At 35.1% G+C, this 23,073-nt stretch carries 25 protein-coding genes; 11 read left to right on the top strand and 14 right to left on the bottom strand.

Annotated features, from left to right (window positions below; all coding sequences use genetic code 11):
* The first annotated feature begins 18 nt into the window (after nucleotides 1-18).
* The 6 genes from E2583_RS03500 to E2583_RS03475 all read left to right on the top strand — a co-directional run bounded on the left by E2583_RS03500 (nucleotide 19) and on the right by E2583_RS03475 (nucleotide 4,797).
* Nucleotides 19-327 carry a hypothetical protein gene (locus E2583_RS03500; RefSeq protein ID WP_194596651.1) on the top strand — a complete coding sequence of 103 codons (309 nt, stop codon included), beginning with the start codon at nucleotides 19-21 and terminating at the stop codon, nucleotides 325-327.
* Nucleotides 328-384: 57 nt separating this feature from the next.
* A complete protein-coding gene (ligA, locus tag E2583_RS03495; RefSeq protein WP_291593277.1) occupies nucleotides 385-2,412 on the top strand; it encodes an NAD-dependent DNA ligase LigA in 2,028 nt (675 codons plus the stop codon).
* A 251-nt stretch (nucleotides 2,413-2,663) separates the two neighbouring features.
* Entirely contained in the window at nucleotides 2,664-3,110 is a 447-nt protein-coding gene (locus tag E2583_RS03490; protein ID WP_291593275.1) for a hypothetical protein, read from the top strand.
* 227 nt (nucleotides 3,111-3,337) lie between these two features.
* Nucleotides 3,338-3,847, top strand: coding sequence for a hypothetical protein (locus E2583_RS03485; protein WP_291593273.1), 510 nt, complete (start codon nucleotides 3,338-3,340; stop codon nucleotides 3,845-3,847).
* A 57-nt stretch (nucleotides 3,848-3,904) separates the two neighbouring features.
* A complete protein-coding gene (locus tag E2583_RS03480; RefSeq protein WP_291593271.1) occupies nucleotides 3,905-4,111 on the top strand; it encodes a hypothetical protein in 207 nt (68 codons plus the stop codon).
* 152 nt (nucleotides 4,112-4,263) lie between these two features.
* Nucleotides 4,264-4,797, top strand: a complete 534-nt coding sequence (locus E2583_RS03475; protein ID WP_291593270.1) for a DUF1902 domain-containing protein — start codon at nucleotides 4,264-4,266, stop codon at nucleotides 4,795-4,797.
* A 366-nt stretch (nucleotides 4,798-5,163) separates the two neighbouring features.
* Here E2583_RS03475 and E2583_RS03470 read toward each other — a convergent pair whose 3' ends face one another.
* The 5 genes from E2583_RS03470 to E2583_RS03450 form a co-directional block, all read right to left on the bottom strand.
* On the bottom strand, nucleotides 5,164-5,601 hold the full coding sequence (locus E2583_RS03470) for a hypothetical protein (RefSeq protein WP_291593269.1): 438 nt from the start codon (nucleotides 5,599-5,601) through the stop codon (nucleotides 5,164-5,166).
* 57 nt (nucleotides 5,602-5,658) lie between these two features.
* Nucleotides 5,659-6,150 carry a hypothetical protein gene (locus E2583_RS03465; RefSeq protein WP_291593267.1) on the bottom strand — a complete coding sequence of 164 codons (492 nt, stop codon included), beginning with the start codon at nucleotides 6,148-6,150 and terminating at the stop codon, nucleotides 5,659-5,661.
* Nucleotides 6,151-6,285: 135 nt separating this feature from the next.
* Complete coding sequence (locus E2583_RS03460) at nucleotides 6,286-6,630, bottom strand: hypothetical protein (RefSeq protein ID WP_291593266.1); 345 nt, start codon at nucleotides 6,628-6,630, stop codon at nucleotides 6,286-6,288.
* 196 nt (nucleotides 6,631-6,826) lie between these two features.
* Nucleotides 6,827-7,816: a hypothetical protein gene (locus tag E2583_RS03455; protein ID WP_194596641.1), complete on the bottom strand. Its 990-nt coding sequence runs from the start codon at nucleotides 7,814-7,816 to the stop codon at nucleotides 6,827-6,829.
* Nucleotides 7,817-8,239: 423 nt separating this feature from the next.
* Nucleotides 8,240-8,704 (bottom strand): hypothetical protein, encoded by a 465-nt coding sequence (locus E2583_RS03450; protein ID WP_194596640.1) that lies wholly within the window; start codon nucleotides 8,702-8,704, stop codon nucleotides 8,240-8,242.
* A gap of 514 nt (nucleotides 8,705-9,218) precedes the next feature.
* Between E2583_RS03450 and E2583_RS03445 the strand changes: the two genes are divergently transcribed.
* Both E2583_RS03445 and E2583_RS03440 read left to right on the top strand, forming a co-directional pair.
* Entirely contained in the window at nucleotides 9,219-9,686 is a 468-nt protein-coding gene (locus E2583_RS03445) for a hypothetical protein (RefSeq protein ID WP_291593263.1), read from the top strand.
* 138 nt (nucleotides 9,687-9,824) lie between these two features.
* Nucleotides 9,825-10,802, top strand: coding sequence for a S49 family peptidase (locus E2583_RS03440; protein WP_291593261.1), 978 nt, complete (start codon nucleotides 9,825-9,827; stop codon nucleotides 10,800-10,802).
* A 43-nt stretch (nucleotides 10,803-10,845) separates the two neighbouring features.
* Here E2583_RS03440 and E2583_RS03435 read toward each other — a convergent pair whose 3' ends face one another.
* From E2583_RS03435 to E2583_RS03420, 4 genes are all read right to left on the bottom strand, one after another.
* Nucleotides 10,846-11,160: a hypothetical protein gene (locus tag E2583_RS03435; protein WP_291593260.1), complete on the bottom strand. Its 315-nt coding sequence runs from the start codon at nucleotides 11,158-11,160 to the stop codon at nucleotides 10,846-10,848.
* A 443-nt stretch (nucleotides 11,161-11,603) separates the two neighbouring features.
* Complete coding sequence (locus tag E2583_RS03430) at nucleotides 11,604-12,524, bottom strand: zincin-like metallopeptidase domain-containing protein (protein WP_291593259.1); 921 nt, start codon at nucleotides 12,522-12,524, stop codon at nucleotides 11,604-11,606.
* A 235-nt stretch (nucleotides 12,525-12,759) separates the two neighbouring features.
* Entirely contained in the window at nucleotides 12,760-13,089 is a 330-nt protein-coding gene (locus E2583_RS03425) for a hypothetical protein (RefSeq protein WP_194596635.1), read from the bottom strand.
* Nucleotides 13,090-13,338: 249 nt separating this feature from the next.
* Nucleotides 13,339-13,821 carry a hypothetical protein gene (locus E2583_RS03420; protein WP_291593258.1) on the bottom strand — a complete coding sequence of 161 codons (483 nt, stop codon included), beginning with the start codon at nucleotides 13,819-13,821 and terminating at the stop codon, nucleotides 13,339-13,341.
* 285 nt (nucleotides 13,822-14,106) lie between these two features.
* Here E2583_RS03420 and E2583_RS03415 point away from each other — a divergent pair, with 285 nt between their 5' ends.
* Complete coding sequence (locus tag E2583_RS03415; RefSeq protein WP_291593256.1) at nucleotides 14,107-14,367, top strand: hypothetical protein; 261 nt, start codon at nucleotides 14,107-14,109, stop codon at nucleotides 14,365-14,367.
* 86 nt (nucleotides 14,368-14,453) lie between these two features.
* Here E2583_RS03415 and E2583_RS03410 read toward each other — a convergent pair whose 3' ends face one another.
* The 5 genes from E2583_RS03410 to E2583_RS03390 all read right to left on the bottom strand — a co-directional run bounded on the left by E2583_RS03410 (nucleotide 14,454) and on the right by E2583_RS03390 (nucleotide 18,239).
* On the bottom strand, nucleotides 14,454-15,017 hold the full coding sequence (locus tag E2583_RS03410; RefSeq protein ID WP_291593254.1) for a hypothetical protein: 564 nt from the start codon (nucleotides 15,015-15,017) through the stop codon (nucleotides 14,454-14,456).
* Nucleotides 15,018-15,032: 15 nt separating this feature from the next.
* Nucleotides 15,033-15,386, bottom strand: coding sequence for a hypothetical protein (locus E2583_RS03405; protein WP_291593252.1), 354 nt, complete (start codon nucleotides 15,384-15,386; stop codon nucleotides 15,033-15,035).
* Between the two features lie 368 nt (nucleotides 15,387-15,754).
* Entirely contained in the window at nucleotides 15,755-16,633 is an 879-nt protein-coding gene (locus tag E2583_RS03400) for a hypothetical protein (protein WP_291593250.1), read from the bottom strand.
* A 26-nt stretch (nucleotides 16,634-16,659) separates the two neighbouring features.
* A complete protein-coding gene (locus E2583_RS03395) occupies nucleotides 16,660-17,358 on the bottom strand; it encodes a hypothetical protein (RefSeq protein ID WP_291593248.1) in 699 nt (232 codons plus the stop codon).
* Nucleotides 17,355-18,239, bottom strand: a complete 885-nt coding sequence (locus E2583_RS03390; RefSeq protein ID WP_291593246.1) for a tetratricopeptide repeat protein — start codon at nucleotides 18,237-18,239, stop codon at nucleotides 17,355-17,357. Before E2583_RS03390 ends, E2583_RS03395 begins: the two co-directional genes overlap by 4 nt.
* Before the next feature lie 228 nt (nucleotides 18,240-18,467).
* On the opposite strand from E2583_RS03390, the gene E2583_RS03385 reads away from it, so the two are divergent.
* Both E2583_RS03385 and E2583_RS03380 read left to right on the top strand, forming a co-directional pair.
* A complete protein-coding gene (locus E2583_RS03385; RefSeq protein WP_194596627.1) occupies nucleotides 18,468-21,440 on the top strand; it encodes a hypothetical protein in 2,973 nt (990 codons plus the stop codon).
* A 6-nt stretch (nucleotides 21,441-21,446) separates the two neighbouring features.
* The coding region (locus E2583_RS03380; RefSeq protein ID WP_291593242.1) for a DUF87 domain-containing protein at nucleotides 21,447-23,073 on the top strand (1,627 nt) is incomplete at its 3' end.

The raw sequence follows: 23,073 nt of genomic DNA, 5'->3' as shown, positions 1-23,073 counted from the left end.
TTTTAAAGGATATTTTTAATGAACAATACAGCCTACTCTAATATTCTATCTGCCATTAAGCAAAATTCACCAATTACAAAAGAATTATTTAATAATTTTATTGCAACTGTTAATGGCGAGAGCATTTTTGAATTAAATCAAACTGAAATTCAAATACTTGAATTTATCCGGAGTCAAGGTCGTAAATTCTCCTTAAAATTGGAACTAATTCAAGAAAACCCAAAAAACGGCGAAGTAATAAAGACATTTACGCCTAAAGAAAAGATTACAGCCGACTTACTTTCTTATAAATATTGTCCTTATCAATTTATTGTTTCACTAAAATAATTTTCTCTAGCGGGATGTAAAAAATTAATATTTCCAAATCGTTTAATGGAGAAAAAAATGAGTTCTGAACCCATTGTCTTACAAATGAAGAATCTTATTCAATCTATTTCAAAGCATAATCATGCTTACTATGTAATGGATGATCCATTAATCACTGATGCTGAATACGATCAAATTTTTTTTAGACTTAAGCAGTTGGAAGAATTACATCCAGAGTTTGCTCAAAAAGACTCCCCGACTCGGAAAGTAGGTGGAGAGCCATTAAAGAAATTTCAATCAATCAAACATACTGTTCCAATGCTATCGCTTGGTAACGTATTCCACTTCGATGAATTAAAGAGTTTCGATCAGCGTATAACCGAACGTTTGCCGAATCAAAAAATTCAATATGACGTTGAGCTAAAGCTTGATGGTCTAGCAATTTCACTTTGGTATGAACACGGCGTTCTAGTCCGTGGAGTTACTCGTGGTGATGGTGAAAATGGAGAAGATATTACTCAAAATGTCAAAACGATTCGTAATCTTCCTATTGATTTGAATATCTACGCTGATAACGTTCCTGATCTTTTAGAAGTACGTGGCGAAGTATTAATGCCAAAAGCCGGCTTTGAAATGATTAATCGCCGTTCAATAGAACTTGGTGAAAAGACTTTTGCAAATCCTCGTAATGCTGCTGCGGGCAGCTTGCGTCAATTGGACCCTAAGATTGCCTCTAGTCGCCCCCTAGCATTTTATGCTTACGGCATTGCTCAATGTAATCCTGCTCACGGTCTTGATTCAATGTCTGAAAGCCTATACTGGCTTAGACAATTTGGATTTGAAATTGCTGAACGCCAGTGGCTTGTAAATAGTATTCAAGAGGTAGAGGAGTGTTATCAGTACATTATGAGCATCCGCCCTGATCTTCTTGTAGAGATTGACGGGATGGTCATTAAAGTAGATAGCTTAGAACAACAGAAAACACTTGGTTTTTTAAGCCGTGAACCCCGTTGGGCTACTGCATATAAATTCCCTGCACAAGCTGCTCTCACTACAGTAGAAAATATTGAGTGGCAAGTTGGACGCACAGGCACAATAACACCTGTTGCCCGACTTAAACCTGTATCCGTTGGAGGAGTCACGGTATCAAATGTCACACTCCACAACATAGGTGAAATTCATCGTTTAGACGTGCGAATTCAGGATACAGTTAGTGTATTCCGTGCGGGTGATGTCATACCTAAAATTGAGAAGGTTTGGCATGAATACCGTCCTGAGATTACTCAAATGGTACAGTTACCTACGCATTGTCCTGAGTGTGAATCTCCCGTAGTCATGCCAGAAGGCGAAGCACTGGCTCGTTGCACTGGCGGATTGTATTGTTCAGCACAACGTATCGAAGCTATCCGACATTTTGTTTCGCGGAAAGCCATCGATATTGATGGACTTGGTGATCGTTGGGCTGAGTCTTTATTAAAACTGAATCTTCTCGACAATGTTTCAGATATTTATCATCTACACGAACATCAGGATAAATTATTAACGATCGACAAAATGGGCGAGAAATCAGTCCAAAATTTATTAGCAGCAATTGAAGCGAGTAGACAAACTCAATTACATCGTTTTATCTATGCGCTAGGTATTCGAGGAGTTGGAGAGACTACCGCTAAAATGCTCTCAAATCAATTTTTAAGCTTAGAAGCTTTAATGAGTGCCAACCTAGAGGAACTAAAGAAAACACCCGATGTGGGCGATATAACAGCAGAATGGATATATGATTTCTTTAGGGCGAGTCATAACCTTGAGATTATTGCTCGTTTAATTGCCTCTGGAATTGTGTGGGAAGCACCTCAGGCATCCTCCAACCTGCCTCTGAATGGAGAAAGTTGGGTCGTAACAGGCACCTTATCAACCATGAGTCGCGATGAAGCAACTCAACAACTACAGTCGCTTGGCGCACGGGTGTCAGGCAGTGTTTCAGCAAAAACAAAATGTGTAGTCGCAGGAGAAAAAGCCGGTAGCAAACTAGACAAAGCTCAGCAATTGAATATACCCGTCTTAAATGAAGATCAGTTCATTCAATTGATGAATTCCTACAGAAATTAATGGAGCCTCACCATGCTAAAAAATATTGCTATATGTGGATTATTTGTCCAATTTATCTTAATAGGACTTGCAGCGTATCTATATAAGTTTGAACCGGTGCAATTCTCTTATTTCTATTGTTTCTTATGCATTGTCGCTGCATTCATCGTCCTTTTTATGAGTATCTCCATCATTTATGGATGGAACGATAATGAAAGCAAGCAATCTTAATTGGTCGATTTAATACATACAGGTTTAAGGATACTAGGAATATGAATATTTATGAACATGATGAAACCGCCGTTGGCGAGGTTGACTCAAATCCGAGATGGGTACCTGTACTTAATGGAGATATTTACTGCTCACCGGCTTGCGGTGGAAAATGTAAAAAATCAGCATACGATCAAGCTGTAGTTGATTCAAATGAAATGGCTTCTCTACTTGGTGCCGGTTGGAAACCTATAGTGTTTGAAAATCTAGGTTGGTACTGGAAAATTGAAAAAGGCGATCTTGAATTAAGACCGGCACATCCGGAGGGCTGCTTTAGTGCAACTCTGCAATTCCAATTGGAAAGCAACTACTATTTCTCAGCCAAAGACGCTGACCCACGTAAAGCAATTCAGAATGTTCGAAGCCAGTTATTAGACATTATTCAAAAGTTGGAGCGGCAACATGCTTCATCTGAGCTTGATCCGATTGCTTTGTCTTTATCAGAATAGAGAGTCTGATCATTAATGGATAATTCAAATTACCTTCAACTTGATATTGATGACCAAAATGGTCATGAATGGGTTAAAATACTGCAAACCCCTAAAGGACTGGTTGGCAAAACAGTTTGTAAGAAATGTGGATACTTTCGCCGTGTTAATGAAGAAGGTATCCCCTTAAACAAACAATGCAAAGGACCGGTTCGTGTGACATTAAGATAAATTCAATCAGGCATTTTATGGAACCGTTTTTTTACTTAATTTATTCCAGTACAGTTGCAGCCATTTTAGTGGCTGCTTTTATATCTTTTGGAATCGTTGCATTATTACAAGTATTACTAAAACGTCAACTTGATTTTGGGTTGGTCATTGCTTTCACTTTCGTACTGTATTTTGCAATTCAATTTTCTCCATTACCTCCGTCACTCGATCGTCAATTGATCTCTATTCTGGGCGAACTTGAACATAACAAAGTTGATTCAAATGCTGCGATCAATAACATTCTTTTCGCTTGTGAAGATAAAAATTTAAAAGGTGTACGTGGCTACAAGTACCAAGATGTCATTGATGCATATCACAGAGATATGGACAATTTCTTCAAAGATGGAAAGATTTCTTATGAAGGTGGCAAGGAACCTTCTACCGAGCAATGGCTTAAAAATGGTGATTTATGCGCGGCTGCACATCATTTCAATCGTTTAAAGTTCAAACGTCTTGTTGAAGAAGGCAAAATTACTGAAACTGAATAAGTTTACGATCAATATTCTAATCCAGTTTTCAAACTAAAATTTGTAGAGTTGCAAATTATGAGCAAAATCATAAATATTGAAATGAGTAAAAAACAGCATTTAATTCTTGGAATTAAAGTTGCTTTATTTTTAGGCATTACTTTGCTCCTAAAAACGAATTTAGCTACGCCTTATGAAGCTTTAAATAATGCTCTTGCTACAGTATTCGCCACACTGACTTTTATATCTTCAATCAAATGGATAACAGCAGAAATAAGTGTTTGAATCTAACGAGCCAGTTTAAAACTATTATGTCAAAAATTGCCAAAAGTTCTAAATTCACTTTAGATTGATTTTAGAACTATAATGTAAATTTATTCAGTTACACTCGATGTAAGTTATTTATTTCACGCTTTATCAGTTTATGAATTTAATGTGTGAAGACATTTAAGGAACAAAACTTGGATAGCAAAACAATCAGATACCAAAATACTAGAACCTTGGTGAAACAATCCGGAGGCATTACGAATTTTGGTAAGAGAATTCAAAAAAGCCAATCTCAAGCGAGCCAATTTGCCGGTGAGACACCAATCAAGGGTATTGGTAATAAAATTGCCAGACAGATTGAAGCTGAGTTTGGAAAACCCCATGGTTGGCTTGATATACCCCACAATTCAAAAGAACAAATAACTTCCATACCAGATACTACGATTGGAAAGTTAGAACGTGATGAAAGCTCCACTTTAAGCATAGTGATAAACGTAGATGTAACGCGAGATATAGAAAAAGGAGTGTGGATCGCAGATTGTAATGCAGTCAATGTAACTACAGAAGCCAAAAGCTATGAGGAATTGGTTAAGCGGTTTCTTTTAATTGCTCCTCAAGTAATGGAAGAAAATGCAATAAATCTTGGATCAGCTCAAGCAGTTTTTCAATTTAATTATTTGGTCAATCTGAATATAAATTATTGAATTATTTTCTGTAAGTTTAAAACTTTGATGTACGAAATCACTTGTTGTTTAACTACTTTTAAGTTTATTTTAATTAAGAATCCCTATTCACAGATAGGGATTCTTATCACTTTTAATACGATATTTAAAATTACTACTCTGAATACCAAACACAAATAAAATAGTCATTGTAACCATAAGTGGTTTCAGAAGGTGAAATTACGTGTTCAATATTAATAATTTTTCGTTCGGGGTTATTTTCAAATAGCGCATTAACTTTTTGCAAATCTTCTTCCAAGCTACTTTTTAGAGTAGGTCGGGATATTTGATACTTTTGACATTTGATCATTTATAACTCACTCTTGGGATTTCACATTTAAGAATACCTTAGATCAAGGCACCATCTAATTTTTTTCCATCACTTTTACTTTTTAAAAAAACGGTTGCCTGAACGCCGTATTTTGCATCGAACTCAGAGTAATGCTCTGCATACCAGTTATTACCACAGATTCTTGATTCTCGCTCGTAATACATTTCGATAGGCGTTATGTTTGATGGATCAATCAAATTCGATTGATCACGACTTTTAATAACAGCACCATAATGTTCCAAGAATTGTACAATGGTAATGTTATCAAGAGAAATCGTAACATCTAATAGATTCTCAGCCTTAAATTGCAAATAGACAGCCAAATCTTTAACTTCATGTTCAGTTAATCCATCCAGAGAAAAGAGAACAGATCGATCACCAATGTCATAGTGATGTTTAAGAATAAAATGATTTGATCCGCTTTCTTTTGGACTATTTTCAGGTAAATTAGTCATAATAATGCGCCTTGGAATAATTCTATCAATTGATCCTGTCAAAACAACTTTACCGACTTAAGCAGTTTTTAGTTTGTGATGTTCTAACAAGTTTTGCTTACCGAGTGTAATCCCCTTTTCAATTGCCTGTTCCCAATTTTCAACTAAAATCCAGTTAGAGTGATAAGAGTTCCATGCACCGCCAAAACCAACTGGTTCCTGATTTTTATCTAAGGTTACACTTAATATTGTCTGACATAATCTAACTTCGACCAACATTGGAAATTCGCACTTTTGATGCAGCTCCGAGATAAATTCACAAAAAAAATCTCTACGATCATTACGGGAACATTTCTCATAACTATCAGCTATTTCCTGAAATCCGGCATATTGTTCATTTAAACTTTCGACATTGTAATCATCAAGATCGTCAAAAAATTCAATAAAATCATCTTGTACATTGTGTGGGTCTAAAACTGGAAGATAAAAAACCTTTCCAAAATTTGCAGCCACCGAGTGTAGGCTCTCAATTGAATCAGCCAGTGTAGGATTGTTCGTAAGATAGCTCATGAATTACACCAATATATTATTAAAATATCAGTATATAATATAAATATTAATTTAATGTTTTATTTTAAATAAATATTATAAAAAAATACCTCTCAGAAAATTTCTAAGAGGTATCTTAAGAATCAATTCAAAACATTACTTTTTGAAAACGTCTTTTTTGGGTTCAGAAAATTTATCGACTTTAGGAGTAGCGAAAACATCTGGTGTTGAATTAGCAAATGCATCAGCTTTAGGTGAGGCAAATACATCTTGATTAGGTTCAGCGAACACGTCAGCTTTAGGTGATGCAAATACATCTTGATCTGGTCTAGCAAACACATCTTCCTTAGGCGATTCGAAAACATCTTTTTGTTTGTCTGGTTGAATTTTTATATTAGTACTTTCGATAACCTTTTCCTTACTACTACTGCTGCTCTCAGCCCATGTATTCATTGTCATCGTTCCTAAAAAAATTGAAATAATTAAAACAGATTTTTTCATGTTGCTCTCGTGCATTTTATTGAATAGCTGACAGGTATAATACTGCCTTAAGATCATCATTGGCAGGTTTGCCTACAAATAACAGGATGAAACCACCACCCATTCCTGTTCCTGACATACCAGTACTTTCTTACAGTTCTCCCGATATAGAATCAAAAAAAAAGCCAATTAGAAAAATTCTAAAAGGCTTTATTTATCATGAAACTCTGTTCAAATAATTAGTAAGAACAGGAGTTGGCATCTTACGATTCATTGCCAACACATCTTCTGGTTTAGAAGAAGGCTTTTCATAATTTAGTACCAACTGCTCATACTCATCTATTTGACGAATAATCACAGGATGCAAACTTTGAAAAAGCTCTTTTGAAAGCTGATCATTGTCTACACTGGTCAGTACAGCGAGAATTAATCCGGCATCATGTTGACAAGGGATCAAATCAAGCATTAAATCGGCAACTGTTTTAACAGGCAAACGATTCAATAATTTAGAAAAGTACTGTGAATACTCCGATTCGCAATAGTATTGAGTCTTATAAGCGTAAGGCTTAGGCAACTTAACAAAATCAATTCGATCATTTATAGATATTGGCATTTCAGTTGAAATATCCAACATGTATAAAGATGAAAGAATTCTACGCGCTTCGTATTTGTATCCTTTAAAGCTTCGATCTTCTTCAACAAGTTGAGCAACATCACTAAACTCTACTGTGCAAATCTCATTTATAATTTGCTGTGCTATTTGTGTACTTTGAATGATTGCTTCATCAGTAAACTTAGATAAATCTACAGTTGAAGTTAATTCTTCATACCAAACACCAGTTTTGCATAGTCTATGTGACCATTTATCATCAAGCTTGATCTTCTTGCGTCCGACATTTTGAAGGACACATGTTGAAAAACACTCAACACCGAGAACCAAGCTAAATGCAAGTTTAGTAATAGGTAAATCTTTTGGAAGTTTTGTCCAGTTCCATTCAACGTTACTTACATAACGTTCATTTGAAGGACAATATCCAAAAGGATAATTATTTTTAACGCTGCAAAGAATTGCGTTAAGGTCAAAAACATTATCTTTTACCCAACCAACAGGTTGTGCTTTTGAGAAACCTTTATGTTGAACAAACGCTTTTACACGATTAGCAACTAAAGATGATTCAAGCTTTGCGGAAATAGCTAAATTAGTCATGAGGGGAACTCCGTTGGCGTACGGATAACGGAAGAAAGCGTTAAGCGATCATCAGCTATCCATACAAAAATTTGATTTTTGATTGATAGCATTAGATGAAAGCATGTCTACGTTGGCATTCTTCAAAATTAATATTAATAGATGTTTTAATATTAGGCAAATATTACTGCCAAATTTAAAGTTTCATTTTTGAAACAACCTGTTTAATTAACTAAACTTGTCACTTTCGCTTGCAACATAAAATTAAAGTTGTAAGTGTAAATCACTAGATAAACTAAACTTGTAATAATTGGAATTTAACCAATGTTTACGTTTTCTCTTGTTGAGTGAAAATTTGCCGATCGGCAAATCCCCTACCTCAGAACAAAAAAAAACCAGATAGATAACTCTAAATGGTTTTTTAAAAAAAATGCAAACAGATGTTTAGTCTGTAGCTTTATCAATGACCTTGAACCATTCAGCTTTCAAACTTACGAAAACTGTAACGGCAAATGTAAAAGCAAGGAAAAGTACAACACCGATCCAAGCAGTATAAAGATCATTGGTACCATCTTTTAACAAGATAGAGATTCCTTTGACACATGGGATAATTACAATGACCACAAGGAAAGAAATGATACTTAACAAAGCATGAGTATTGATTACACTCATAACTTTACTAGAAGCTTGTTCTTTTTTGATTTTTTGAGTCAAAGCAACAAGAGCTGAGACTACTACACAACTTATAAGGATATAAATCATGTATTTCAAACCAAAGTTAACACTATCCAATACTATAGGTTTGGCACCAGAGAAAGGAAAATGAGCGTTTTTCAATCTTAAAAGAATTGAATCTTTAAGATAAACAACAAGAACAACAACAGCTAAAGTGAATACAGAATAGTTCATGATTAAAACTCCGTTGGCGTACGGATAACGAAAGAATGCTCAAAGCAATCATCAGCTATCCATACAAAATTAAAATTTTGGTAAGGATAGTTGTTGAAAATAAATACTTGAAATAGGCTTTCTTCATAGCCAATGTTAATTCAACTCGCAGCACCACGCAAATGTTAATTGACAATTGGTTGGGCAATTTTAGGTGTGATATAATTATTAATATTTTAAAAAAGTTTTACTTCAATGAAATTTAAATATGCAATATTAAAAAATCATATTTATTACTTAATTCCACTAACATTAATGTTAGTCATGCTCTTAACATGGACATCAATTTACGCCGTAGATGGACCTACAGAGTTGAACGTTAATTTTATGATGTTTTTAATTTTTTTGTTTATCGCAGCCTTATGGTTTTATCGTAAATTTAAGATTTACATACCCTCATTACTCTTAATGGTTTTGTGTACACTAGGTGTAGTTAATCAAATATTTATATTGACGCGATAAGTTGAGAAAGAGATTGGAAGGTTTAATAAGTTTTCTTTATGTAGACTGGTACTTTATATTAGTAATACTGGCTATTCCGAGCCTCATTTTTTATTTTTTTATTAAAAAATACAAGGATAAAGCCCAAAAAAATAAAAGCATTATTCAACTATTAGCTGTTGTTGCAACTATTTATTTCTCCTTCCTTTTTTTAGTTCCAGTACCTCAGTTCCAGATAGGCTATTTGAGTTCAATCATTGAGGAAATAAAGGATAAAAATTCGAGCTTTCAAGCTCCTGATTTACAATCAGGCATTCGTCAAGTCTGCAATGGAAATCCCAAAAACCTAAATGCATATAACTATTTCAAACTTTATGATTCCTTCTTTGGGGATATAAAAAATCATATTGAACAAGAAGGTAGTATCATCTATTGGGGTCCATACTTTTCGGTTCCTAGACCCCAAATTTCGTTTCAAGAATTTTGCCAAGTGGAAAAATAAAGACATTCTCCCCCTACTCTTTGTACAATAAAACCTGTTCTACGGCGGAAGATAATCCTAATATTTAATGTAATATTTAAATTTTAATAATATTATTGTTATTACTTCTAAAAGTGCTTATAAAAATGGATGCGCCGTATGAACCGTATAAAAGAATACTTTAAAAGAATTTTTAATCGAGAACCTGATCTTCCCAAGACAGTAACTTATAAAGTGAAGAAACGAACGTGGCTTGAAATTCTTTCAACTATGCTAGGCATTCTTCTCACCCTCTTGGTTATCTATAGCCTAAATCAAAACTTTAAAATTTATGAAAACATTAAAAACTCATTTGTCAAAGGGAAGCATATTGCTGTTATACGCATAAATGGAACTATTTCTGCTGATACTAATGCTAATGGTGAAAGTATCTCTAAAGCCCTTCAAAGTGCTTTTGAAAATGAGGACAGTCAATATATTGTTCTGGAAATAAATTCGGGCGGCGGATCGCCCTATCAAGCAGAAATGGTCTGGAACGAGATCCAATTTTTAAAGAAAAAGTATCCGGAAAAGAAAGTGTATGCTCTGATTCAAGATTTAGGTGCGTCAGCAGCTTATCAAATCGCATCTGCGAGTGATTTCATCGTGGTGGGTAAAACATCATTGGTCGGTTCTATCGGTGTGATTATGAGCAATTACGACCTAACGAAGATGATGGATAAAATTGGTGTCAACGACAGAACGTTAACTGCCGGTACCAACAAAGCAGCATTCTCTTTCACAAAAAAAGTTACTGATGAACAAATGACTTATTACCAGAATATGCTGAACAACGTTCACCATACATTTATTCAGTATGTCCGAGATGGTAGAAATGGAAAATTAAAAGAGTCGGATGATATGTTTTCTGGATTAGTCTGGACTGGAGAACAAGCTGTTCAAATCGGTATCGCTGATCAAATTGGTGACATGAATACAATAAAACGTGAATTAAAAATTGATACCGTTAAAAACTATACTTATGTAAACTCCGGTTTTGGGGCTTTATTTAATACGGCGTATAACGATATTGGTAGAGCCATTGGACAAGGTTTTTCTAATAGCTTAAAAGAAGGAAATACATTAGAGATCAAATAATCCCATCTCCCGACTGTATTGTTAAGATTCTTTCCTTGTAACCTTACTTAGTTACAGGGAAAGAACGAGACACAATGGCTTGGCTGTTGATATAAACTTCTTCCCCATTGTCCAATTTAATCAAATACCCATCCGTAAAAAGGTCTTGACGAACTGATCCTTTCATAATGCAGCGATCATTCTTTTCACCACCTATAATCTCGATGAGATCACACGCTTCTTTTTTAAAGTATAAGGTTGTGTCAGGGGTCGGTACTAAAAAGAAATATAAACGAAGCAAAGCATAGCCCAGAAACGTTATAAGTATCAGTAATGAGAAGAATGGAAATCCAGAACTTGTATTTTGTTTTTCGCTCATGTGTATCTCAAAGGTTTTTGTTCAAAAAACTTGTTATCAACGAATGGTAGGCACAGTAAAAATCGCCCGAGAGGTTAATCAACGGGCGACTATTAGAGAGTTATTGATAGAATTAGCCATCAATTCTGTTTATGTACCTAAGTACACAAACAATCGTATTTGAAGCGCAATACTTTAAAGGTAAGCCTACAAACACTTGTTCATTAGGAACTCCATTAACGCCGGAAAGCGGAACAACTGTTCAAGACAAATCATAGTATAGTTTTTATTAAATTGCATTAACTTTTACAAAAAGTTAATAATATATTTTATGATTATATTAAATATTTAAAATTAATATTCCAAATAATCCATTAAAATCATTATATATAATATTTTTTCAAATAAAAAAAGCCAAAAAAGAAAAATCTTAGTTGGCTTTTGTTAGTAAGTTATTGAAGTTATTAAGCTTCAATTGTTGCAATATTTTCCATATCAGAAGGCTCAATAGATTTTTCTGGATACAGAATGTCCCACATGAAGAATGATGCTTTTGTCGCTTCTTTAACAGCTTTAGCGAAAAATTTTGGATCATCCTCTTTTGCAGTTTGAAGCCAATCTGCTATATATCCTGCATGACTATCTAAGGCAATCTTCTCAATTCCAAACATGGAAGATACGAATACAGAAGTTAACTCTGCAACGCATTCTTCTTTTGCATAAAGAACTGATCCAAATGGTCCTTTTTCCCAATTTGGTCGAACGTAACGGTGAGTCGCGTGACCTAATTCATGCAGCAAGGTAGCTAAATAGGCAGTTTGAGAATTAAATTCGCCCACTGGTGGTAAATAGATAGCATGTTCAGTTCTCCGATAGAAAGCTCTACCGATACCTTCAACATGATGTACTTTTACACCCATATCATTAATGATGCATTCCAACATAGTAAGCTGCTCATTAAAAGAAGGCAGGTCTAAAAGAGTCGCAGTATCAAATTCGACTGGTTTTCCATCTTCATCTTCAAGCTGATCCAAATTGAAAACTGTATAGTATTTTACAAACCATACTTCTTTCTCTGGATCGGCTTTATCTTTAATGGTATTCCAAAATTGAACCGGTGTACCAACTTCACCCTTTCTTGCGTGCCAACCTTTTGTTTGTGCTTGCTTGTATGTAATCCAAGCTTTTGACTTGAAATCATTTTGAATTGCTATAACAGACAGTACCCAAGCATTGATGCCGTTATACCGTTTATTTGATAACAAATTAAAATGTGGACGTGCAGCTTTGAATGGCATGACCCATTGACCAGTAATGAATTTTGATTCAATTTGTTCAACAAGTTCAGCAAATTTTACTTCTGCATTAGTTTTGAAATTTTTCATGGTAAAGACTCCGTTGGCGTACGGATAACGGAAGATGCGCTTTGGCTATCATCAGTTATCCATACAAAAAATTTGATATGAATAGAAACTGATGAAAAACACTTAAAATTTGAGCGATCTTCAATAGCAATATTAAATGAGGTTTTTATTTTAGGCAAATCTGGGGGGACCAAAACGGAAAAAAAGCCAAATAGATAAATCTAAGAGGCTTTTATTTTAAAAAAAACAATGAGAGTTAAGCATTGTTTGGGTTAATTAGTGAGTCATGCCATGATACAAGTCTGGCACATTCCTCTGGGTCTCTTGTATTGCTCATTTCTTTTCTAACATCCTGTACAGATGGATGAGGAAAAGATTCACTAGACAATTGAGAATATACTTCCAACATTTGTTGGTATTCTTCTGGATCACGACAATGTTTCATTGCAGCAACTAACTCACTTAATTGAGCCTGATGAACAGGTTCACAGTCACCATTTGCAGCAGCTTTAACATCTTCATTAAATACTTCTTCACTGATGATACAGAAAAAAAGATAACCAGAATTATTGTAACAAGCTAACATAATAAATCTCCGTTGACATACGGATAACGGAAAATCACATAGTGTGATCATCAGCTATCCGTTCAAAAAATTGATAAGAATAAAAGCTGATGAGAACACATAAAAAGTTGAGTGATTTTCAAGAAGAATATTAAATGAGGTTCTATTTTTAGGCAATTTTTTCCGATGAATTAGACAGAAAAAAAAGCCAAAAAGAATAAATTCTAATTGGCTTTTTTATTACAGATTAATAATAAGTGTTAGTTATTATTAGCTTTTAAAAGCGTTAATCACACCTTTAAAAGCGGCTACGAGAGCAGCAATTGCAGAGTAAGCGATACCGGCAGCAATAGGCAACATAAACCAGATCAAGTAGTTTGCAAATCCATGAAGGATAAAAACATTACTAATGATTTGATATACAGGCTGACCACAAAGACAGCAGATCGAAATCGCATAGATCATGAGCAAATGAGCCGATGCAAGAGAATTCAAGCGAACTTGAATTACAATTTTAGGCTTAGTAAAACTCAGAGCTAAGAACACTGCAAACAACAGTACGAACGAGGTAAAAACACAGAAGATTAGAGCAACACCCCAACCTAAAGCCTGCATAAATGATTCTCGATTAAGTACAGTAGTCATGTAGTCCCAGAAAAGGATTTTCTGATTCATTGCAATCATGAAGTTTTCAGTAAACAACATGAAAACCAAAAAACAAACTGCGAAAACCACAAGGGAAAGATATTTCATTTTGTGAACTCCGTTGGCGTACGGATAACGGAAGATGCGCTTTAGCGATCATCAGTTATCCGTACAAGTTAATGTAAGAAACAACTGATGAAAAACACTTAAAGAATTAAGCGATCTTCAAGGTCAATAGTAATGTAAGATTCTTTTTTAAGCAATTGTTGGCATTGAAAAAAAGGGTTCTAAAAGAGTGCTAATATTTTTTATCTTTTTGTTTAATTGCTCGAATTTTATTGAGGGTAAGCAGTTAACCTGTTAAATTATTTTTATTTATATATGGAACTACTTATGCCCATCTCTGATGAGTCAAGACCTAAACCTACATTTATTAAAAATAAGAAAGACCTGATTGTGGCATTAGCTTCATTAACCTCGATGCTAGTTTCATTCATTGTTTTCTTGACTGCGCTGATGTTTATTTTTCTTGGTGATAATGAGCAATTGGGCTATATATTTTTAGGTATCGCAATTATCATGGTAATTGGCGGGTTTGTCGGATTAAAGTTACTCCATAAAGGAAGTAGAAAGAATGAAGAAATAAAGCAGTAACATAATTACCGCTTTTCTTGATGGCTACTTTTAATAAAACATAGCTCTATGTCTCTCAATAGAGCTTTTTTTCTTAGTCTAATATTTTAACTACGTTCAGCTTCTTTTTGGACCAATTCCACCAATTCTTCCTGAGATAAATTCATTTTCTTTTTTTGTTGGCTTAATTTTACAAATGATGTGTATTTCAAGTACTTATATTGTTTTGATGCGTCATAAGGAGCCTGCCACTTACCATCCACATAGGTACGTTTAAATGCACTGCCGTCAACCAACATTTCATTCACCATCGCTTTTGAAAGATAGTATGTTTCAACCTCACGCTTGAAACAATCAATAGCCTGCTCTTTGTTTCGAATATAACTTTTACTACCACCCAAGTACTCTGTAGCATATATTTGCTTCTGAGCAACACAATTGTTAATAATTCCCAAATTAACAACATCACTGGCAGAGCCGGTATAAGCCTTATTGCCTAATCCCATAATCAATAATTCATTAAGATCAACAGCCATGGTGCTAAAGTCTTTCACTGGCTTGTCTAATGGTTCCTGAACATTAGGTATAATTTCTACCCCAAGGAATACCACTAGAGCCATACCAAATGCTGCGGGATACATAAGATAATTGACGATTTTTTTATGTAGCATATATTTCTCTAAAATTTAAGATTTTGGCTTAATACGCATGGTGTATTTCTGGTCATTGATGAAAAACTGAATAGTATGGTTTTTACTATCAATACGGTAGATCACGGCGTTATGAGCTTTTAAAAGCTTCTTAGCGGCATTAATATCAAATTCTTTCTGATCTTCTACATTTTTAAGAAAATTGGAATCGCCGTACGATTCTGACCCTTTACCAGATATAGCCAGATCAAAAACAACACTAATAATAAAAAAAGCGACAAAGATAGGAATGACTATGGATTTAAATCCAAGGGAAAAAGCAATCCCAACCGCAATGAAAGGTAGCAAATATAAGAATGGTTTCTTATTTCGAACTTCTTTCTTATCCATGGATTCAATTTGCTGATTTAAAACTATAGCTGCCATCTTACATTACTCACTATCAACAAAACAATTAAGAACAGATTTACTATTTTCCAAAAACACAAACATATACCGCATATATAGCATACTAATAATTATTTAATAAGTAATTTTGTGTAACAAACAGGCATCGCAATTTTCTAAAAGTCAAAAAAAAAGCTCAAACACAAGGAAGGAGCTTTTTTCGATTGGTACGTTAATACCATTCATATTGCTACAAGAACAATATGTCCACTTATAGATCATCTAAAATGAAATATATTGAATGTACGGCTATTATTACATAAAACCCGTTTAAATCAATCAATTTCCTAACTTTTAATTTTTGAATTTGGTTATACAGGTAAGCCCATTTCGCCAAGGAATAAGTCCAGTTTTGGAGAATCACCTTTAATTTTATTATGACTGTTTGCGTATATTAAATGCATACTTTCATATTCAGATCGTTTTGTACGGCGTTCCGTATATAGTCCTTGCATGTTAAGTTGAGAACCATAAGCAAACACTTTCTCTGTAAAGGTAGGATCAATTGCAGATTCACTTGATGTAATTGTATAAGTTCTAGTGGAACGTTCAAAATTGATCTGATTATTCAAAAATAGAGGTTTTATCAAATAGTCATTAATAAACGTTTTAATCTGTTCAGCTAATAGAGGATCAGCATCATTTAACCCTCCAAGAATCAGAACATGCCCTTTATTGATTATTGAACTTAAATCTACATTTCTGTCTTTGTCGATATTGCTAAATGGATTAATTGAAGAAACGATAGCATTGATGTTCTGTAGCAAAGGCTCGAAAAATGATTTAAATAAAGTATGGTTTTGATGCACTATTTTTAGTACTACATCTGGGGTGATAGGACCCGTTTGATTTTCAAATACCGCCGTTAAAAGCTTATGCTCTTTGGAATCTGGACTAAAGTAAAGCTGTGCAATTTCTGTGGGCTTTAAATTTAAGAATGGATTAAGACCATGATGTATGGATGGCTCTGTAAAACTGACAAGAAACACCTTCCTTCCTGCTTCTTCACATTGATTTTTAATTGAATCAAGGACTTTACTATCCGTTGTTGATGTTGAATAAATAATTCCTAAGTTTTCATTTAACGCTTCTGTTAAAGCACGTCTCTCAATATCTAATTCAGAGCTACTAGATTTATGCGGAAAAACAAATGTATTTTTCTTGGTTTCAAAACTTATTAAATTTTCCATGACATTTCCTTTTTAAAAATTTACGTTTAGTGATGGATTTTTACGCTATCAACCGGTGCCGGTGCCTGATTACTAAATTTTAAGTGGCTAGTTGAAGGGAGGATTCTTGTGAAGTATGAATGTACCTTCCCTTTTCTTTCAAAGGCTTTATGAATGTTATACATTTCTAATTCATTATCGTCATTCAGAACCAAGTCACAAGCGACTACATAACCGAATGACTGTAGAGCAATTCGAGCCAGAGTCTTATATTTCTCAAAATTCTTATCATGAATCTTATTGCTGCGTAGAATAGGATAAGAGATAAGCCCTACAACATGCCCTTTGTGTACAGCAGCCCAACAATGTGAAATTAATTTACCATCAAGATATGATTGTTGACGGGGATGAATCGCCCCTAAATTACCATCATCATCCATCAAATCATGTGCTAAAAATCTCTTTTTAGACTTTTGAAAAGCAAATAAAGTTTTGTTGATTTCTTTTGATTTGAAAGGTGAATTTGCATAGAGATTCACCTCCCGACTGTCATCATCACAACATAAAACCAATCGACCAGAAGTTACCTTGCGCGTGCTATGAAATGCCAATACATCATTTAGCTTATTCTTTATACTCATACGGGCTTCTGGATCAGGTATGTGTTTAAGATTGGGAAGCATGACTAAAGAAAGAATTTTCCCTTGGTCCACACATGCGAGGAATAAACTATCTGTCTGGATCATTCAAGATTTCCCCCTGCCTCAACTACAGTTTTGCGTAGGTCAACAACTCTGAATGAACCAAGTTTTGCATCTGAAATGCCACCGGCATTCGCGACACGATAATTATTTTTACCCTCAGTGATTTCTTGTTCAGTTGGTCTATAGACGTTGTACATATCGGCAGCTAATTTCCGATAGTGTGAATTAGTGTTGGGAGATTTGACCATCATTTCAAGATAGTAAACCATAGCCACACGGCTGCGATTAATTACAATCCCTTCGGCTGACAAGCGTGCAAGAGTATAAGTTGCTTCTAAGTCGCCGGATGAGGAGGCTTCAACCAATTGATCTACTACAGTCTTAGCATCAGCAGGGTTTAATTTGGTTTTAGTTATCGAAAGGATGCCATAGCGTGTTTTGCATTGTGGTATGTATTGGGCGGCTATACATCTGGAATATACATTGATTGCTTGAATCCAGTCTTTCCGAGCTTCATACATTTGACCCAAGACAAAAGTGGCTCGATACATATCTTGTTCGCTTGCGAGCGCAAATAATTGTTGGGCAGTTTGAAGGTTACGAGGGACCCCGCGTCCGTTCAAATAAAGAATGCCAAGGTTGTACATTGCCACTGAATCACCGGCTTTTGCGGCAATCGCCCAATACTGAGCAGCATATTTAGAATTGGTTGCAATTAATTTGGGTTCCTGATCGTACAGATAGCCCATCAGAATAATGGATTTCGCATGACCACGTTGAGCAAGCTTATGCAGTTCAGGAATAGCCGTTTTATCCCGTTGAACAAGAATTCTTTTTCTTAGTGCCAAATAAATCGCCGTATCTGGAGCAAATCCGCTTGTTTCAATTTTTGGCAGTTCAGGAAGCCATTTGGGACGTTGCATCAGGTTGCCTACATCGGTCAATGTAAGATCACTGGCTTGCACAGATTGAATGGGCAAAATCAATGGTGCAGTTGCCGATACAAGCAATAATATTTTACTAACATTTTTTCTATTAAAAAACATTTCAAAAATATACCCATTATAAAAATTAAATACATTTTATAATTATAATTTCACCTTTTCCACAAAACATAATAAAATATTTTTTTTATATTTGATTTATTTGCCATGTATAAAACATTTGAATTATTCCAAAAAGCACTATACATCATTGGCTTTTGGTCTTTTATTCTTTACATCTTGGAAGTCAGGAAGTACCAAGTTTCATTCGTTGGTGTGGCTATAGAGACATTGGTAGGATGGTCCATATTCATTGGTATCATTGTTATGTTTCTACTATTTATTTCAAGTAGTTATAGACAAACGAAAAACAATACAAAAGAAAAGATTACAAAAAATGTAGTTGAAGATGGGATGGTCTTTACGGTTGGTGGACACACTAAAATTCTTCCAGTTCTACCAGAAGCATTTCAAATTGAATCCGAAATATTAAATAAATATGAAGAAAATAATCCTCATACAGAAAAGTCCAAAAGAGATTACATTCAGTCTACGGGACGATTATTAAAAGAAATTCTGGATACCCCAGATGCTACAACGTTCAACTTTTCAGAAGAAAGCTTATTCAAGGCTAATGAAGGCGGTTCAGAGTTGTATGGTGACGAGGAACAAGGGAACCCGTATGACAGCACAACAAACCAATCGATAGAGGAAATTAGAAAAGAAGCAAATATAGGTTTTAAGGCTATTTCAGGTGAATTTACCAATGATCACGAAAGTAGAAGAATAGATAAAGGTATATTGGCTTATAAATATCAATTCAATCTGCTATTTAGCCAAGTCGTAAATTTTGATCTTTTTCACCTACAATATAGAGTGAGTAAAGGCTTGGATGTTTACTCAAAAGATGAACTAGAATTAAAAAAGAAGCAGCTTAAAGACAAGTCTTTACGAGTACAGAAAGAAATTGAAAACACGCTTGCAAAGATACTAGAAGAATTGCCAAAGTTTAAATACAAAGGGATCACCACTACTACACCAGAAATTAAAACCAAACGTCAACTGGACTTACAAGACTATCAGCTCATTATTTTCGCGGCATTATTTCCGTATATCGATTGGCTGTCTTTAAGGTCTAGTGCAGCCTTAAATGCATTGGACCCAGAGTTTAAGAAGAATCTTTCTAGTGAAGAATTAAATAAACTGGACAATTCAGAACTCGGTTTAAGCTTACGTGATAAACGTGTTTTATGGAATGCACGCCGCATGTATGACATCTATATTCATCGAGATAAAGATGTTGCGGCTCATGGTAAGAGTGTCTATAACATGCCAGTAAGTTTTGATAGCAACGGGAGGAAATATAATCCCCTTGAAGAAACTGTTGCATTATGTGAACTTTTACGTTCATCTCAAACAATTCGACAAGTGAAAAATAAGCAAAATCAAAATAATAAGAAAAATCCCATTTACACTGAAAATGACATCATCAGGCTTGTATATTCGATCTTTTCTGAGAAAAATAGATTCAATACAACAAGTGCATTTGATCGTATTGGGATCATTAGGAATGATCTAATTTATGTTGATTTTGATGACTTTTATCCTAAGTTTAATGGTCGTTTTAAAGAGAAATATCCACATTTAGCAAATCACCTTGAATACCAAAAAGCCTTTAAAGTTTTCTATGACAAAATCAAGAAAATGGGCTTATTAGCTATGCGGATTCGAGATGATAATGCCGATAATGCCGTAGAGACATACTCACATAAAAGTGATGGAGAGCTATTACAGGTTTTGTGGGAGTTTAAAGAAAATAAAACTGTCACTATCGATCATACGTTGATCATTCATGCTGCTCAGATGTTCAAAGATTTGCTTTCAAATTATCAGGATTATCAAGCCAACGCCAAAATTTTAGGGGTCAGTCAAACCAAGGCAATTCCTTTATCAAATTATGCTGAAAAAATTAAACCTCTTATTGAAGCAGCAGAAAACGAAAAACGCCGTGTTAAAGAGATCATGGCAACAGTAAAGAGTAAGGATCAGCTTTCGGTCAATAAAACGCATAATTCGATCGTCAATGATATGAATAAGGCACTGGCTCAGCAACAAACCCTACCGACCGATCTTATTAATCCAGTCGAAAAACCGGTGAATTCCGGTAAACAGCCAACACAACACGAAAACATTGATCAAAAGCCAATAGAGGCAGTTACCAACTCCCCTGCAATGGTTGAATTGAATGAAGCTGACACAGACCTTTTAGACCAGATTTTAGAGTTTTCACTATCTGCTACTGAAAAAGATTTAGGTATCAGTAACCATGCATTAGAACAACATAGTGATGACGATGCCCAAGATGCGTTTAAATATATAAACCGTGAGGTTCAAGTCGTTTCACTTAAAAAAGCAGATAAACAAGAACGTGCAAAAAATGGAGGTTATCGATTCGCTATAAATGAGTTCCATAAGCACAAGCTGCAACTCATTCAATGTAGTCGTGATGCTATTAATGAAGCATCCTTAAACTTAGACTTTACCATTCTAAAAGTGCTTGACGCTGCAAGAAGCAAAAATTACAAAACCGAACACTTAAGTCATACAACGTCTAGTGAGAATATTTTGATTAATAAAACCAAAATATTCACATTATTTAATGTTATTGAGCAAATGGCTCTATATCAGAAAAAAGGAAACGGTTCATTCTGGTCTGTGAAACAAGAGAGTTGCAAAATCAAAGGAACTAATCCGAAGGACCAGTTCAATCAAATAAGTGTTATCGAATGTTTAACGATTGACCAGTCTAAAGAAGAAGAAATTTATCTACAAATCCGCAAGACAATGTGGAATGAAGATAAAGCCCAAGCACTGTTTGAGGAAATTGAAAATCGCCTAAATAGTATGGATAGCGCAACTAAAGCAAAATTGAAAATTCTTAAGGACCCGAACTCAGAACTGTACTTAATACCAAAACACCATATTGGGCAATTTAGACGTACCGGTGTGAATATAAATAGCTTCCTTTCATATTGTGAACAATTTAAAGATGAGATTTCAGAAGATTTAGCACCATACGCAGATAAACTCACAGCCATCCAATTGGACGGCAAATCTACAATTAAATTTGAAAAGGTATAAGTGATCATGGCAGGAACATTTGATGGCTTAAAACGATTCTTCTCAATACAAGCTGATTTCAATCTAATAGATTTGCGCCATCTGGCTCTTGGTGGACCTAAAGATGGATGGATGCTGTTATTGTTTATTATTGGCTGTTTAGCAGCAAATCCATATTTAATCGAAAATATTTATTATCGATTATTAGTACTTATAGTTTGCGGTGTCCCGTGCGCAACGTTGCTCTTTTATGGGAAGTTTAAATACTTCTACGATAAAGTTTTCACTTTCGATCCTATAATGCAGCAGGATAAGGCTCGACCTTTTAGATTACCTTCAAGTAATCCTGTTGGAACGCCAGAAGAAAATATCGGTAATGGTATTTGCGTTGGTTATACAACTGATACTGGAGAACCTGTCTTTATTCCATATAGCCTTATTTCTCAACATATAGCTATCAATGGATCGACTGGTACCGGTAAATCAGTTCTGGCGACATCGATGATGGCACAGCAAATGAGAAATGGGGGCGGATTATGCTTTATTGATGGTAAGTTGAGTAACAAAGAATTACTCGCCGTGTGGCAACTTGCTTGTTGGGCAGGACGGGAATTAGACCTACTTATTATCAATGCCGGCGATCCCTCAATGTCTAATAGCATTAACCCTATTTTGAGAGGCGATCCACAAGAAGTAACTAGCCGAATTATGATGTTGTTACCCGAAGTATCAGGTGGTGCGGAACACTATCGTAATAGTGCTTTAATTGCTCTACAGGTGATTGTCGCAGCTTTTCAGCGAATTGGTTTACCCTATTCGTTCCAAGACATTACAGCTTGTTTACAAGACTTTGATGCTTTCAAATATGTAGAAAGCAAATTACAGCTAGAATATCCTGATTCTGCGGAGACAGTTGCATGGTTCTCTTTGATGAAAAGTTTTGTTAAAAACAAATTCTTTGACTTCGATATGTTCCGAAATTTACTTTCAGGTCTCGCAGCGCGTTTATCACAATTCAGTGAAGGTTCATTCGGGCAAGTAATGAATAGCTACAATCCTGAAATCGATTTTGAAGAATGTATTCTTCAAAATAAAATCATTTACGTCATGCTTCCAACGATGGCTAAAAATGAACAATCAATTGCACTTGCTAAAATCTTAATCGCGGATATGCGAACAGCAATTTCACATTTCCAAAGATTGCCTGCACACATGCTACCAAACCCACCGTTTATGATATTACCGGATGAAGCAGGATCGTATATCGATGAGACATGGGGGCGGATATTCGAACAAGCCCGTTCTTCAAAAATCTTCCTTGCCCCTTGTTACCAGACTTACGCCAACCTAAAACCTAACGGTTTGGAAACACTGTCTGAGGTTGTAATGGGTAACACCTTGTTCAAAATCTTCTTTAAACAGCTTTCTACATTATCAGCGCAACAAGCCGCAGATGAGATCGGTTTATATAAACAAACAACTTGGGCAATGGGAAATGGTCAAGGTATTAGTAGCAGTGGTGATGAAGTTGATACATCCCCAATTCAGAATCAAGGAGCTAATAGAGCTTCAAACTTCACTCAACGTGAAGAAGAAGTTTACCATGTCAAAACAGAGGAATTTAAATACATTCCGATTGGTGATTGCATTCTGT

The organism is Comamonas sp. (assembly GCF_009360615.1).
GTDB lineage: Bacteria > Pseudomonadota > Gammaproteobacteria > Burkholderiales > Burkholderiaceae_C > Comamonas.
This window is presented reverse-complemented; position numbering and strand designations above follow the sequence as displayed.

Excerpts from the sequence above, each read along its gene's own strand:
- E2583_RS03500 (WP_194596651.1), top strand. The coding sequence starts at position 19 with ATGAACAATACAGCCTACTCTAATATTCTATCTGCCATTAAGCAAAAT.
- ligA (WP_291593277.1), top strand. The coding sequence starts at position 385 with ATGAGTTCTGAACCCATTGTCTTACAAATGAAGAATCTTATTCAATCT.
- E2583_RS03490 (WP_291593275.1), top strand. The coding sequence starts at position 2,664 with ATGAATATTTATGAACATGATGAAACCGCCGTTGGCGAGGTTGACTCA.
- E2583_RS03485 (WP_291593273.1), top strand. The coding sequence starts at position 3,338 with ATGGAACCGTTTTTTTACTTAATTTATTCCAGTACAGTTGCAGCCATT.
- E2583_RS03480 (WP_291593271.1), top strand. The coding sequence starts at position 3,905 with ATGAGCAAAATCATAAATATTGAAATGAGTAAAAAACAGCATTTAATT.
- E2583_RS03470 (WP_291593269.1), bottom strand. The coding sequence starts at position 5,601 with ATGACTAATTTACCTGAAAATAGTCCAAAAGAAAGCGGATCAAATCAT.
- E2583_RS03465 (WP_291593267.1), bottom strand. The coding sequence starts at position 6,150 with ATGAGCTATCTTACGAACAATCCTACACTGGCTGATTCAATTGAGAGC.
- E2583_RS03460 (WP_291593266.1), bottom strand. The coding sequence starts at position 6,630 with ATGAAAAAATCTGTTTTAATTATTTCAATTTTTTTAGGAACGATGACA.
- E2583_RS03455 (WP_194596641.1), bottom strand. The coding sequence starts at position 7,816 with ATGACTAATTTAGCTATTTCCGCAAAGCTTGAATCATCTTTAGTTGCT.
- E2583_RS03450 (WP_194596640.1), bottom strand. The coding sequence starts at position 8,704 with ATGAACTATTCTGTATTCACTTTAGCTGTTGTTGTTCTTGTTGTTTAT.
- E2583_RS03440 (WP_291593261.1), top strand. The coding sequence starts at position 9,825 with ATGAACCGTATAAAAGAATACTTTAAAAGAATTTTTAATCGAGAACCT.
- E2583_RS03435 (WP_291593260.1), bottom strand. The coding sequence starts at position 11,160 with ATGAGCGAAAAACAAAATACAAGTTCTGGATTTCCATTCTTCTCATTA.
- E2583_RS03430 (WP_291593259.1), bottom strand. The coding sequence starts at position 12,524 with ATGAAAAATTTCAAAACTAATGCAGAAGTAAAATTTGCTGAACTTGTT.
- E2583_RS03425 (WP_194596635.1), bottom strand. The coding sequence starts at position 13,089 with ATGTTAGCTTGTTACAATAATTCTGGTTATCTTTTTTTCTGTATCATC.
- E2583_RS03420 (WP_291593258.1), bottom strand. The coding sequence starts at position 13,821 with ATGAAATATCTTTCCCTTGTGGTTTTCGCAGTTTGTTTTTTGGTTTTC.
- E2583_RS03415 (WP_291593256.1), top strand. The coding sequence starts at position 14,107 with ATGCCCATCTCTGATGAGTCAAGACCTAAACCTACATTTATTAAAAAT.
- E2583_RS03410 (WP_291593254.1), bottom strand. The coding sequence starts at position 15,017 with ATGCTACATAAAAAAATCGTCAATTATCTTATGTATCCCGCAGCATTT.
- E2583_RS03405 (WP_291593252.1), bottom strand. The coding sequence starts at position 15,386 with ATGGATAAGAAAGAAGTTCGAAATAAGAAACCATTCTTATATTTGCTA.
- E2583_RS03400 (WP_291593250.1), bottom strand. The coding sequence starts at position 16,633 with ATGGAAAATTTAATAAGTTTTGAAACCAAGAAAAATACATTTGTTTTT.
- E2583_RS03395 (WP_291593248.1), bottom strand. The coding sequence starts at position 17,358 with ATGATCCAGACAGATAGTTTATTCCTCGCATGTGTGGACCAAGGGAAA.
- E2583_RS03390 (WP_291593246.1), bottom strand. The coding sequence starts at position 18,239 with ATGCAACGTCCCAAATGGCTTCCTGAACTGCCAAAAATTGAAACAAGC.
- E2583_RS03385 (WP_194596627.1), top strand. The coding sequence starts at position 18,468 with ATGTATAAAACATTTGAATTATTCCAAAAAGCACTATACATCATTGGC.